The following is a 15,629-nucleotide window of genomic DNA, read 5'->3' as shown; positions in this document are numbered from 1 at the left end:
GTCAACCCTTTCCTCGGTTCTCTTGAGCTAGTCTTTTCTGCCTACAAAGAAATACACGATCGGACCCAAGGTGTTGATAAAGATAATGCCAAGAGCCCACGGCCATTTTTTTCCACCTGCAACTCGATACGCTTCACGTCTAGCCAAGTCAATTAAAGCAATAACTGCCAGGATCAATTGAATAGCAATGATAGGTGCAAGTAGCTGAATGTCAAATGGCATGGATAAAACCTCCAATTTTTATAGTTATTTTAAAGTTTATCACTATTTTGGATATTTTCCCACCCGCCACCATGATAATGAGGTGACGGATGGGTATTTATTTTTTTATTGCAGGGCTTGTTCCGGTAATTTTAGTTGGCCGCTTCTGATAAAGTAATCAAGGACTTTACCGAAAACTTCCTCGTCGATATCCGGGCAATCAATGTCGTTTTGACGCAGCAAACGAGTCGTTTTATTGCCTACATAGACGACACTTCCTCTGCTTGTGTGGCCGTCTGTGAACAGATTGCCAAGCGGAGCGGCTGAGTTGGCCTCAGTGCCTTTTTCTTTCGTATCCTCTTGCACCGCCTCAATCCACTCATCCATGGTGACTCGTTCCAATACAAATCCTCTGTTTTCAATCGCTGAAATCAGGTCTTCGTAATCGGTTGCGTTCGGGTTGAGCAAGTGGAAGTTTTCGCTCAAGCTCTGCTCAGTCATGGAGAGATGAACGATTCCCTTACTTGCAAAATCAACTGGCATCATGTCCAGATCGCCACTCATGTCAGGAGCTTTGCCCAAATCTATAATCCCTGCTGCAATTCTCCACATCAGGTCATCCTTCTGGCATGCTCCTGTTTCGCTGTCCCCAGTCATCCGTCCGCAACGGTATATCGCCGCTGGAATGCCTCGTTCGCGTGCGAGATTGACGAGATGCTCGGCTACCCACTTGCTCTGTGTATAACCGGAAGTGAGGACGCGACTGTTCTCTGGCATGTCCTCTTCGCGGAAGGCCATAGATTCTTCTGTTTCTTCGGACGCAAACGTGAAAATCGTGGAGACGAAATGCACAGGCTTGGTCTTTTTGGCTACAGCAAGGCGGAGAATTTCCTCCGTACCTTTTACGTTTGCTTTCTTCAAGGCTGCGTACGGATACACAAAGTTAACGAGAGCACCGTTGTGGTAGAGCACATCGACCTTTTCGGCCAGCTCGGAGAACTGATCTTCGGACAGATTCAGTCGTGGCTTTGCCAAATCACCGATTACAGGGATGATCCGATGCGCCTGCTCTTCATTCCATAACTCATATAGCTCTAATGTTTGGCGTAGTCGCGCCATTCCTTCCTCTTCGTCAGCAGCTCGAACGAGGCAGTAAATGTCAGCGTCTGTCATCTGTAACAGGTCACGCAACAAGAAAGCACCAAGGAAACCAGTGGCTCCTGTCAATAATGCCGCTTGGAACTGACTTGGATCACCCACGTACGGATGTTCAGCCTGAATCGCAGGATCGAGTACGACTTCATCCTTGAGATCCTTTGCGTCGATGTCATGGGAAACAGCAGAAAGACCGTGTTTGAGAATTTCCTCGATGGTCTTGGCCATACCCGCAATGGTCGGGGTCTCGAACAGGATTCGCAGCGGTACCTCAAGCTGTAGCTCTTCGCGAATTTTGAAGATAAGCTGGGTAGCGAGCAATGAGTGACCGCCAATCTCGAAGAAGTTGTCGTGCACTCCGATTTTGTCCATTTCCAGTACGGCGGCCCAGTGCGTATGCAACATGATCTCGACTGGCGTTTGCGGCGCTTGGTATTCGACGCCTGACTCCGAGCGGTCGTATTCCGGCTTCGGTAGCGCTTTGCGATCCAGTTTACCATTTGGTGTTTTCGGTAAGCTCTCCATGATCATAAAGTGTTGCGGGATCATGTAGGCTGGAAGCTTGTCGGTCAGGAAGTGGTTCAGGTCATTAGACGTACTTGTGTGATTCTCTTCAAACACGATGTACGCGACTAGACGTTTGTCCCCTTCTCTGTCTTCACGAGCGACTAGCACGACTTCCTTGACTTCAGGGTGGCGTCTTAAAACAGATTCGATTTCGCCCAACTCGATGCGGTAGCCACGGATTTTGACCTGGTAATCAACACGTCCCATAAACTGAAGATTCCCATCTGGCAAGTAGCGTACGAGATCTCCAGTCCGGTACATCCTCTCTCCTGGCCCACGGAAAGGATTTTGCACAAAGCGTTCCATGGTCAGATCGGGGCGGTGGAGATAGCCACGTGCTAAGCCTGAACCACTGAGGTACAATTCTCCCGGCACCCCTACTGGAACTGGTTTGCGATGATTGTCTAATACAAATACTTGCGTATTGAACTGCGGTCGTCCGATCAGTGGTTCGCTGATGGCTCCTTTTTTCACGATGGAGTGCGTAGAGTAAACCGTGTCCTCTGTCGGTCCGTAGAGATTAAAGACTTTATCTACGTGTTCAAAGGTGTACAATTCCTGTGCCAGCTTGTTAGAAAGTGGCTCACCGCAAAGGTTAATAACACGAACCGACGCTGGAATACCTTTCATGCGCACCAGCTCCATCGCTGCTGAAGGTACGGTATTGATCAGTGTCACCTGATTGGCTGCTGGCAAGGCTGGCAATTGTAATGCATTTTCCGCCATGATAACTTTGCCACCCATGGTCAGTGTCGCGAACATTTCGTAGACAGACAAGTCAAAGCAGATTGACGTAGAGAACAGTACGCCGCTCATCTCCTCTGGAGTGAATGTGTCGTGTGCCCACGATAGGAAGTAGCTTACACTGCGATGTTCGAGTGCTACACCCTTTGGATTGCCTGTAGAACCTGACGTGTAGATGACATAGATCAAATTGTCGGAAGTACCAAGCTTGGTCGGGTTCACCGCGCTTTCGTCGGCAACTGCTCCCCAATCACTGTCTAGGCAGATCACTTTGGCCTGGTGCTCAGGCAGAGTTGGCAGCAGATTTTCTTGCGTTAAAAGGACTGGAACCTGTGAGTGTTCGATGATGTAGGCGATGCGGTCGGCTGGATAGCTTGGGTCGATTGGCACATAGGCTCCGCCGGCTTTCATAATGGCCAAAAGTCCAATCATCATCTCGGTTGTCCGCTGTGCGCAAACACCGACTAGCACTTCGGGTCCTACTCCTTGCTTGCGTAAATAATGAGCCAGCTTGTTCGCTTGAGTGTTCAACTCTCTGTAGGTAGTCGTTTGAGCTCCTACGATGAGAGCGATGTTGTCCGGTGCTTTCGCAACCATGTCCTCAATCATTTCATAAACGCATTTTTCTTTCGGGTATGGCGCTTCTGTACGGTTCCATTCAGTAATGAGTCGTTGTTCCTCTTCCTCACGCATGAGCGGTAGCAAGGTGATTGACTGATCCGGGTTGGCAACGATTTCTTCCAGAAGCTTGTGGAAATGATCAACCATTCGAACGATCGTACTGTGATCAAACAACGCCTTGTTGTACTCCAAGGTAGCAATGAGACCGTCTGATGTCTCCAGCATGGTCACCGTCAAATCAAACTTCGAGGTGACGGCCTCAGCACCGACATCAAAGCTGCTTATCTGAATATCATCCACAGGATCTACCTGCATCGGGATATTTTGCAGAATAAACATCACCTGGAATAGTGGCGAGTAGCTCATGCTACGCTCCAGCTGCAGCTCATCTAATAATTTTTCAAACGGAACATCTTGGTTTGCATATGCCCCCAGAGCTGTTTCACGAACGCGTGCAAGCAATTCGCGGAAGCTTGGTTGACCTGACATATCAGTGCGTAAAACGAGTGTATTGATGAAGTAACCGATCAACTGCTCCGTCTCTTGTTTGTTACGTCCCGCAATCGGCGTTCCGACGAGAATATCTTCTTGATTCGTATAGCGGTACAACAGCGTTTGGAAGGCGGCAACCAATGTCATGAAGAGTGTGGTCGTTTCTTTTCCGCTCAGATTACGCAATTCTTCCAGGAGGTCGGCTCCAAACTGAACGGAGAGCTTTTCTCCTTCGTATGTCTGTACTGGTGGGCGCGGTCGATCCGTTGGCAGTTGCAGTAATGGTTCGCTGCCCTTGAGTTTTTCTCTCCAGTACTCGAGCTGTCCATCAAGAACCTCTCCACTTAACCATTCACGCTGCCAGACGGCAAAATCTGCGTATTGGATCGGCAATTCCATAAATGGCGATGCCTCTCCTTGACTAAATGCTTTGTAATTGGTCATTAATTCGCTCATCAAAATTCCCATCGACCAACCGTCTGCTGCAATGTGGTGCATCACGAACAGGAACACAAAGTCTTTTTCGTCGAGCTGAACCAGATTGGCACGGAGCAACGGACCTTTCGTCAGGTCAAATGGCTCGAGTGTGGCCACTTCAGCAAGGCGTTTGATTTCTGCTTCCCGTTTCGCAGAATCCAAATCCCGCAGATCGGTTTGGTTCATGACCCAATCGTCCTCTGGGTGAATCACTTGAACAGGTCGTCCGTCACGAACCTCAAAGCCAGTACGCAAGCTCTCATGACGCTGTATGATGGCTTTCAAGCTTTCTTCCCAAGCGGATATGCTGAGGTCTCCCTGAATCCGTAGGAAGGATGGAATATTGTTGACTGAGCTTCCTTGCGTGAACTGCTCCAGGAACCACAAACGCTGCTGGGTAAATGACAATGGGAGCGGTTCTTTACGCGATACTTTGACAATCGGCGGAGCCATCTTAATGGATGTTTGCTTGGTGAGCATAACCAGCTGTTCACTAAGCCCTTCGACTGTTGGGTATTCAAACAACGTACGAATTTGCAACTCTACCCCAAAGATTTCCCGGAGGCGAGAAACGGTCTGCGTCGCGAGCAGGGAGTGTCCGCCTAATTCGAAAAAGTTGTCATGTACGCCCACCTTCTCTAAGGAGAGGATTTCACTAAAGACGTTGGCGACCATTTCTTCCACCGGGGTACGCGGAGCGACATATACGGCTGTTAGCTGGCCCCAATCTGGCGTAGGTAATGCTTTGCGGTCAATTTTTCCGTTGACTGTAAGTCGAATTTCCGGAAGCCACATGAAATGTGACGGAATCATGTACTCGGGAAGCTTCTCTTTGAGCCAGAGCTTGATTTCGTCTATGGACGTCTCCTGCTCCAAAGCATTGGTTAGATAGGCTACCAATCGTTTGTCACCAGGTCTAGCTTCTCGCGCAATAACGACTGCTTCTTTTATGGCGTCATGTTGTCTCAAGGCCTCTGCTATTTCCTCTAACTCGATACGGAACCCACGGATTTTTACCTGATCGTCGACACGACCGATGTAATCTATGTTGCCATCTGGCATATAACGAACGAGGTCGCCTGTTCGATAGAGTCGTTCTCCCGATTGACCGAATGGATTCGGAATAAAACGCTCTGCTGTAAGCTCTGGACGATTCCAATAACCACGCGAAAGACTCTCGCCACCAATGTACAGCTCTCCCGGAACACCGATAGGAACTGGCTGAAGATTTCGATCTAACACGTACAGCTTGGTATTCGGGAATGGACGACCAATCGTTGGGGCATTGTCAGCATCCGTTAATCGAGCGATGACCGTACCAACTGTTGCTTCCGTCGGTCCGTAGCAGTTATAAAAATTTCGTCCTTTTGCATAGTGGGCAACCAGTTCACGGCTGCATGCGTCTCCTCCGACCTCAAGGCAGATCAGATCCGGGTACTCTTCAACAGGTAGTGACGCGAGTACCGAAGATGCCATCGATACCTTGGTAATGCGACGTTCACGAAGGGTGCGAACGAGGTCTGGGCCTGGTAACAGAGACTCACGATCTTCGATGACTAACGTTCCTCCAGAGAGCAGCGCCTGTAAAATCTCAGAAACGGAAACGTCGAAGCCAAATGACGTAAATTGCAGGACACGGCTGGATTCGTTTATTTCGAAGTAATTCATGTAGGCCTGCACCATATTCATCACACTGCGATGCTCAACAGCTACCCCTTTCGGCAATCCCGTGGTACCGGATGTGTAGATGACATAGGCGAGATTGGTTGATACTACAGCGCTTTGTGCGTTTTCTGCGGACATCTGCTCGTAGAAAAGTTCTTCATCCAGGCAGATGACGTTCGCTTCCGTTTTTGTGAACGGCTCTGCGAGTCTCGTTTGTGTCAGTACGACAGCTGCTTGTGAATCTTCCAGAATGAAGGTCATTCTTTCTTCGGGATGAGCTGGATCAACCGGTACATAGGCTGCTCCCGCTTTTAACACACCAAGAATGCCAATGATCATTTCCATGGAGCGCTCTACGCAGATCGCAACAGTCGTATCAGGCTGCACGCCTTGAGCGAGAAGAACATGCGCTAATTGGTTGGCTTTTTGGTTCAACTCCGCATAAGTCATGGCTTGTTGTTTATACTCAAGTGCAATATTTTCAGGAGTTTTCGCGACTTGTTGTTCGAATGCCTGATGGATGCAAAGATCGCGTGGATACTCCTTCTCCGTACGATTCCATTCGATGAGAACCTGCTCGCGTTCGACATCGTCTATCAATGTCACGTCACTCAGCTGCATCTCCGGAGACTTGATCATAGTGAGCATGAGTTGGGTAATTTGGTTCAAGACCCGATCGATCATCACGTCATCAAAACGGTTATGTTCGTACTTGAGTTTGATGGCCACTTGCTTGCCTGGTGCTGCCACCAAGGTAAGTGGATAATTAGTTTGTTCGACAGCTGCTACGTCGTGAATTTCTAAAGAAACACTGGACGAAGCTGAATTGGATTCGTCTGTTTCTTGGCCTCCTGCTTGTACAGCCGGATAGTTCTCAAATACAAGTATTGATTCAAACAGGGCAGATCCACGCGGCAGTTCGCTCCATCCTTGGATGTCGAACAGCGGAGTGTATTCATATTGGCGTATCTCTAACTGCCTGTGCTGCAAGTCTCTCAGCCACTCTAGTACGGTCGCGTTCGTCTGCAAGGAAATCCGGACAGGTAAGGTGTTGATGAAGGAGCCTACGATCGTCTCAACATGGGAGAGGTCTGCAGGACGACCTGAACCTGTCGCACCAAATATGACTTCCTCTTCCCCGCTATAGCTTCCCAGAATCCAGCCCCAAGCCGCTTGTACCAAAGTATTGAGTGTTAACTGGTGTTCGCGTACGAACTTTTGCAAGTGCTCGCTCGTTTCTTCTGCCATGAGGATGCTCTTCTCTTTGTATTGCTTCGGTCCCGCAGTGACTACTGCTTTGCTCATTCCCAAGCTGGTTGGTTCGTGGAAGCCTTTTAGCTGGTTTACCCAGAAGAGCTTGGCCTCCTGCATATCCTGACGTTTCAACCAAGCAATGTACTGGGAAAACGGTTGCGGATGTCCAAGCTTAACTTCTTGTCCTTCGCTGATCGAGGCATAATAGGCAAACAGTTCATTCAGTACCAAAGGAACACTCCAACCATCAAGGAGAACGTGATGGAAGCTCCACACGAAGCGATAGCTTTCTTCTCCTGTTCGGAAGACAACCCAGCGTGACAAAGGTGCATGTGTAATATCGAAGCTTCGTCTGCGGTCTTCCTCCAGAAAAGCCGTAAACATCTCATCCTGTACATCCGTATGCAAATGGCGCCAATCTTCCTGGCGGAGGGATACGTTTACCTCTTTGCGGACAATTTGGTGTGCTTGATCCAAACCTTCCCAGACGAAGTACGTTCTTAGAATGGAATGGCGGTCCATCACTTTTTGCCATGCTTGCTCGAATACCGGTACATTCAGGTTCTTGAAATGTATGGCAAATTGGACGACGTAATCCCCGCTGTCGCTTGCATATAGGGAGTGGAACAGCATCCCCTGTTGGAGCGGAGAAAGTGTATAGATATCCTCGATATTTCGGTCAGAACCAATGTGTTTGTCGATGCTCTTCTGATCCAATACAGCCAGAGGAAAATCGGATGGTGAGTAACCGCCAGCTTCCTCTGTCGCACAATGGGCAATAATCTCACGAAGCGCATCCATAAAGTCCTTCGCGACTGCTGTAATCGTGCTCTCTAGATGAATCTTCTCACTGTATCGCCATGTCACATGCAGTTGATCCCCTGCGACGACACTGTTTACGTCTATCAAGTGGTGTCGCCCCGCGACCGGGCTAAGGTTGGAACCGCTGGACTCAGGTGCCCAGCCAAATAAGGAATCGCCATCGACAATCTGATCGATTTTGCCCATGTAGTTGAACAGCACTTGTGCTTGAATCCGGGAAATTTCATCGACAATATTCTGATCCGCATGGAGGTAACGAAGAACGCCATAACCAAGCCCTTTGTTCGGGATCGCACGCAGTTCTTCTTTGGTCGTCAAAAGTGCTTTTCCTACTGAGAATGTTTCGTCCCATTGAAGGTGCACCGGATACATGCTAGTGAACCAGCCGATGGTACGGGACAAATCGATTCTCTCTGACAATTCTTCACGGCCATGCCCTTCTACGTTTACGAATACAGATCGATTACCCGTCCATCGAGTAAGTGACTTCGCCAAAGCGGTTAGCAGGACGTCATTGATCTGGGTGCGGTAAGCCTGCGGGACGTTTTGCAGTAGTGCTTTGGTTTCTTCGCTAGTCAATGCAGCGCTGACGGACTTTGTCGTTGCTTCTGTATTTTCCCCAGCATCTGTTACGTCCACTGGTAGTTTTGCTGAATCGACAGAGGATTTGGTCAACCAGTATCTTTTTTCGTTTTCCAAAGCATCTGAATTCGCATAGCGCTCCAGTTCATCCGCCCATTCTTTGTAGGATGTCGTTTTCGCTGGTAGCTTCACCTCTTGTCCTGCGACAATTTGTTGGTAGGCGTTTTGTAAGTCCTCAAGAATGATGCGCCATGATACCCCGTCTATGACTAAGTGATGGGCGACGATCAACAGACGATTCGGTTGATTTTGACCCAAATCAAAATAAATGAACTGAACTACATGCCCTTCAAACAAATTCAGACTTGCCTGCGTCTCATCTGCAATCTTTTCGATGGCCTTGAATTGTTCATCTGGTGTAAAGTGTGACAAAACTTCAATCCGGAATGGAATCGTATCACTTGGCGCATCCATCTCTTGCTTCCAGCCGACCTCTGTCTGTGTATAGCGCATGCGTAAAGCATCGTGCTGATCGAGTAAATGCCCTACCGCTTGTTTCAGTACTTCCTGATCAATGCCTGCCTGGATGGAGAGCAGCACGGATTGATTCCAGTGATGTCTATTCTTCAACGGTAGCTGGAAGAACCACTTCTGAATCGGCAAGAGTGGCAATTCGCCGATAATAGGCCCCTGTTCAGCAAGGATCGCTTCTTTTTCCTCTACAACCTCTGCTAATTCAGCGATGGTTTGATACTCGAATAATTGCTTCGGTGTGAGCCTTAGACCTGATTGATTGGCACGTGACACAATCTGGATACTGAGAATCGAATCTCCGCCCAGCTCGAAGAAATTATCGTGTATGCCAATTTGGTCAATACCGAGAACCTCTTTCCATATCGCGGCAAGGTGTTGCTCTTTCTCCGTTGTTGGTGAGACAAATTTCCCCTCCAACTCAGGACGATTGAAATCAGGTGCAGGCAAATTTTTGCGATCTACCTTTCCGTTAGGTGTGAGCGGCAGATATGCTAACGGGATGAAAAACGCAGGAACCATGTAATCAGGCAGCACTTCCTTTAGCGCTTTGCGGATGTCACTTGTGGCAAGCTCCGTGTCCTCTTCTAAAACCAGGTAGGAAGCAAGACGCTTCGTTCCTTGATGATCCGTGCAGACAGTGACCACCGCTTCTTTTACCGCAGGGTGAGCGAGAATGGCTGTTTCTACTTCCCCCAGTTCGACGCGGAATCCGCGAATACTGGTCTGATCATCTGCGCGACCGATGAACTCAATATTGCTGTCCGCGTGGTAGCGCACCAAGTCCCCTGTACGGTAGAGACGCGCTCCTTCTATTTCGCTAAAAGGATGAGGGACAAAACGCTCTTGTGTCAGTTCGGGACGGTTCAGGTAGCCACGCGCCAAGGAACTTCCACCAATGTATAGCTCACCTGTGACTCCTACGGGAACAGGCTGCATATGTGCATCGAGAACATAGACTTGCACGTTGTCAATCGGACGTCCAATGGATGGTGCAAAGCTTTGTCCCGTCCCTATCGGAACGATCCCAGCTGTTGCAACGACTGCGTTTTCTGTTGGACCGTATTGGTTCACCAAGGTAAACGGCAGATTCGCACTTGGATAGTGATGGAGCTTGTCTCCTCCTGTCAGCATGTAACGAAGCTTGGTATGGCTTGGCCAATCCAGAGCCAGCATGCTCTCTGTTAAAGGCGTCGGCAAAAAGCTGATGGTGATCTCAGAATGGATGAGCCAATCACGAAGTTTTTCCGGTACGAGACGGATTTCCTCTTCTGGCAAATAAAGTGTGGCTCCTTTTGTTAAATAAGGCCAAATTTCCCATACAGATGCATCAAATGCCGTCCCGGAGATCTGTGATGCGCGATCTTCGGACGTGACATGATATACGCGTTGATGCCAAGAAATTAAATTGAGAAGAGCCGCGTGCTCGATCTCAACCCCTTTTGGCGTACCTGTCGAACCAGATGTGTAGATGACGTAAGCAAGTTGGTTTGTCGTAGTCAAGTTTATTGGAGTCGTCGTACTTTCTTGAGAGATCGACTCCCAGTCTGCGTCCAGGCAAATCAATTGGCTCGTGCCCGCAGGGAGTTTTTCTGTGAGTCTGGCTTGTGTAAGTACAATCGACATACCTGCATCCTGCATCATGAAGGCGAGACGATCCTTGGGATACGCTGGGTCCATTGGTACATAGGCACCGCCGGCTTTCATGATAGCCAGTTGACCGATTAGCATCTCGATAGAGCGCTCGACGCAGATACCTACCAAATTTTCCTGGCCGATTCCCTGTTTCTGCAGATAATGCGCCAGTTGATTCGCTTTGGCATTCAATTCCGCATAGGTAATGGATTCGTTGCCTGTGAGAACAGCCGGCTGGTTGGGCATTTCACGAGCGACCTGATCGACCAGTTCATGTACGCAATGATCATTGGAATAGGTAACTACGGTGTTGTTCCATTCAGATACGACCTGCTGCTGCTCCGCTTCTCCCATCAGTTGGAGAGCGGTAATGGCTTGATTTGCGTTGGCAGCAACGGCTTTTAGCAGCTGAGTAAAGTGTTCGATCATTCGTTCTACTGTATCTTGGTTAAAGAGAGAGGTGTTGTACTCGAATGTAGCGGAGAGACCGTCTGCCGTCTCTGCCATCGTCAAGGTAAGATCAAACTTGGTTGTCTCTACCTGTTGACTACCTTTTGGCGGCAAAATGCGAATCCCTTCAAGTGCTTCTACCTGAACCGGAATATTTTGCAGAACGAACATCACTTGGAACAATGGCGAGTAACTGAGACTGCGTTCTAATTGCAGCTCGTCTACTAGCTTTTCAAAGGGTAGATCTTGATGGGAATAAGCTCCCAAGGCTGTTTCCCGTACACGGCTAAGTACCTCCCTGAAGCTCGGATCACCTGACAAATCTGTTCGCATCGCCAATGTGTTGATGAAAAATCCAATTAATCCTTCTGTCTCTTGGTGACTGCGTCCTGCTACAGGAGTACCGACGAGAATGTCGTCTTGTCCTGTATATCGATAAAGAAATACTTGGAATGCGGCGAGCAACGTCATAAACAATGTCGTACCTTCGCGCTTGCTCAAGGAAAGCAGATTCGTCATCAATTCTTTGTCATACATCAGTGTGATGCTGCTTCCTTCATAGGACTGAACAGCAGGACGGGGACGATCTGTCGGCAAGGCGAGAAGCGGTTCTGCTCCACCCAGCTTTGCCCGCCAGTATGAAAGTTGTTTTTCCAATACATCTCCTGTAAGCCATTCGCGCTGCCATGCTGCATAATCGGCATATTGTATAGGCAGGTTGGTAAGTTGCGGTACTTCTGATTTGCTAAATGCCTGATAGCAGGTAAATAATTCGCTGAGTAAAACGCCCGCTGACCAGCCATCGGCGATGATATGGTGCACGTTCAGCAGGAAGATGAAATCCTGCTCTCCTGTTTGAATAATCGTCGCACGCATGAGCGGTCCTGTGACAAGGTCAAACGGCTTGTTCGCATCTTCTTTAGTCAAACGTTGTCCTTCGTCATCACGTCTATCATCTGGCAGAGACCGAATATCCATTTTGCGTAGTTTCCAATCAATCTCTGGATGAATCACCTGAACGGCTTCCCCGTTAATGTCGGAGAACGTTGTACGCAAGCTCTCATGACGGCAGATAATCGTTTGCAAACTCTGCTCGAGCGCTTCGATGTTTAGCTCCCCTTGCAAGCGAACGGCAGTTGGAATGTTGTAGAGCGAACTGTTTGGCATCAAGCGGTCAAAGAACCATAAGCGCTGCTGTGCAAACGAAAGCGGCAAATGTCGATCACGTGAAACAGGTACGAGCGGAATGCTGGAGAGTCCAGATTCGTCCTCGTTCATGGATACAATCAATTCGCTGAGTCGGTTGACTGTCGAATATTCAAATAGAGCACGGAGCGGTAAATCAACGCTAAACGCTTCTTTTATGCGGGAGATGGTTTGCGTAGCCAAAAGAGAATGGCCTCCAAGCTCAAAGAAATCGTCGTAGCTGCCAACTCGTTCTACCGAGAGAACCTGCGACCAGATGTTGGCTACCAGCTCCTCTGTTGGAGTACGAGGGGCAACATAATTACGCTGCGTGGAAAGTTGTCCCCAATCTGGTACTGGCAGTGCCCGTCGGTCTACTTTTCCATTAACCGTGAGCGGTATCGTCTCTAGCCAGACAAAGCCTGCTGGTATCATGTATTCAGGCAACGATTCTTTCAGGAAAAGAGCGAGCTCCTCCGTGGTTGGCGTGTCTCCCGTTGCTACCAGATAAGCGGCCAAGCGTTTGCCTCCCGCCTTTTCTTCACGAACGATGACCACAGCTTCATGGACGGCAGGATGCTGTCTGAGCGAATTCTCAATCTCACCCAATTCAATGCGGTACCCGCGAATCTTGACTTGATCATCCATGCGTCCAAGGAATTCGAGATTGCCGTCTTCCAGATAGCGAACCAAGTCGCCCGTCCGATAGAGTAGCTCTCCTTCTTTGCCAAACGGATGCGTGATAAAGCGCTCTTCTGTTTGTTCCGGACGATTCCAGTAGCCGCGAGCCAAGCCTTTTCCTCCGATATACAGTTCACCTGGTACGCCGATAGGCACAGGCTGCCTATTTGCATCCAAAACGAACATCGTAGCGTTAGCAATTGGCCGACCGATAGGCGGATTGCTTATTCCAGCTTCGCAACGCATCATAGTGGAGCAGACCGTTGCTTCCGTTGGACCGTAGCAGTTGAAGAACTGGCGGTTCGCTGCATAGCGTGCCACAAGTTCACGGCTCGGAGCTTCTCCGCCTACAATCAAGGTTCTTAGATCAGGCAGGTCAGCTTCAGGCAGTGCTGCCAGTACGGAAGAAACCATGGATACGGTGGTAATGCGTTGTTCTTGCAAAACGTGGATCAGCTCAGGGCCTGGCAAAAGGGATTCTCGATCCTCGATGACTAGGGTCGCACCAGCGAGTAAGGCCATCACAATCTCGGACACCGATACGTCAAAGCTAAACGAGGTAAATTGCAGGACACGACTGGTTGGCTGAATATCAAAAGCATCGATCAAGGCATGAGCCATGTTTATCACACTGTGGTGCTCTACCATTACCCCTTTTGGCTGTCCTGTTGAACCAGAAGTATAGATGACGTAGGCAAGATTATGCTCAGTGACCTTGCAAGCAACGTTGGCGATAGGTTCATTCGTGAAAGGATTGCTGTCTAGACAAATGACATTCGCCTGTGTTGCTGGCAAGATGTCCATGAGAGACTGCTGGGTCAGCAACACATTTGTTTGTGAATCCTCGATCATATAGGCGATGCGTTCTTGCGGGTAAGCCGGGTCAATCGGTACGTAGGCAGCTCCCGATTTTAAAACGCCGAGTATGCCGATGATCATCTCAGGGGAACGATGTAAGCATATGCCGACAAGTGTATCCGGTTTTACCCCTTTGCTTACGAGCTGATGGGCCAGTTGGTTTGCTCGCTCGTTTAGTTCCTTGTAGGATAGCTCCACGTTTTTATAGGTAACGGCAATCGCATCTGGTGATTTTTCCACTTGCTGTTCAAACGCCTGATGAACGCACAGGCCGCTCGGAAATTCCTTCGCCGTCTGGTTCCACTGGACGAGAACCTGTTCACGTTCGTTTTCGCTGATCATCGAAAGGTCGGCAATCCGTTGCTTGGCGTTTTTGGCGATAGAGATCAGGAGGGAATGAAGCTGGTCCAGAACCCGCTCAATAGATGAAAGCTCAAACTGACTCTCATCAAATTTGACTTTGATGTCTATTGTTTTGCCTGACGCCGCAACCAAAGTAAATGGATAATTGGTTTGCTCCTCGGAATGTACATCCACGATCGAAAGCTCACTCTCTCCACCGCCGCCGCTAGCATTTCCGACAGGAGTATTTTCAAAGACGAGAATGCTCTCAAACAGGGATTGTCCACGCGGCAAGTCGCTCCAGCCTTGGATTTCCACGAGTGGGGTATATTCGTACTGGCGGAAGTCGGCTTGCTGTTGTTGCAGAGATTTGAGCCAATTGATTACGCTCTCCTCCGCTTTTACCTGCACGCGGACAGGGAGTGTATTAATAAACAGACCAATCATCGTCTCGACCCCAGGCAAATCGGCAGGACGTCCGGATACAGTGGCGCCGAAAATAATGTCGTCCTGTCCACTGTAGCGATTCAACAGCAGTGCCCATGCGCCTTGCACAATCGTGTTGACCGTCAGGCGATGTTGACGAGCCAATGTCTGTAATGATTTGGAAATCGTCTCAGAAACGGTCAGATCTAGCTCCCGATAATTTTTCTGATCAAGGTACGGATTTTTATAAGCTCGACCGAATGAAAGTGGCGTGGTTTCCGTAAATCCTTGTAGATACGTGCGCCAAAACGCCTCCGCTTGCTTCAAGTCCTGCTTTTTCAGCCAGACGATGTAGTCGCGGTAAGATTTAACCGGAGGAAGTTGTACAGGCTGCCCTTTGCATAGCATGTTGTACGCCGCAAACACTTCCCCGAAGACTAGCGGCATACTCCATCCGTCTATCAGCACGTGGTGAAGAGTCCACGAAAAATGAAAGGTATTACTACTCAAACGGAACAGATTTAATCTCATCAACGGCGCTTCTTCGATATTGAAACCACGTTTGCGATCATCTTTGGCAAAGGTATGAAGAAACGACTCTTGCTCGGAGGAGGAAAGATGAATAATGTCATGTTCCACCAGGGAAACCTTCAGCTCTTTCAAGACAACCTGGACGTATTCTTTTACTTTACCGCCAACAAATCTGGTGCGAAAAATAGCGTGTCTGTCTACGAGGCATTGCCATGCCTGTTCGAATAACGGAATGTTCAAGGGACCTTGCAGCTTCAACCCCATCTGTACGATATAGGCTCCGGACTCTGGTTCCAACAAGCTGTGGAAAATGAGACCTTGCTGCAAAGGAGTAACGGGATAATACGTTTCAATGTTATTCATCTTCTCCTGCCCACTCCCATAAAAAATTTGCCATAGAGGCGCCATGT

General features: G+C 48.9%; 2 protein-coding genes. Both read right to left on the bottom strand.

The window, feature by feature from the left end:
- Positions 1 to 27 precede the first annotated feature (27 nt).
- Positions 28 to 222, bottom strand: a complete 195-nt coding sequence (locus C7R94_RS08900) for a PLD nuclease N-terminal domain-containing protein (RefSeq protein ID WP_007729128.1) — start codon at positions 220 to 222, stop codon at positions 28 to 30.
- 105 nt (positions 223 to 327) lie between these two features.
- Positions 328 to 15,582: a linear gramicidin non-ribosomal peptide synthetase LgrD gene (gene lgrD / locus C7R94_RS30810; RefSeq protein ID WP_106781244.1), complete on the bottom strand. Its 15,255-nt coding sequence runs from the start codon at positions 15,580 to 15,582 to the stop codon at positions 328 to 330.
- Positions 15,583 to 15,629: the final 47 nt, after the last annotated feature.

It is taken from the genome of Brevibacillus sp. NRRL NRS-603 (assembly GCF_003013445.1).
GTDB lineage: Bacteria > Bacillota > Bacilli > Brevibacillales > Brevibacillaceae > Brevibacillus > Brevibacillus formosus.
The sequence above is the reverse complement of the archived record's forward strand: the minus strand, read 5'-3'. Positions and strand labels throughout refer to the sequence as shown.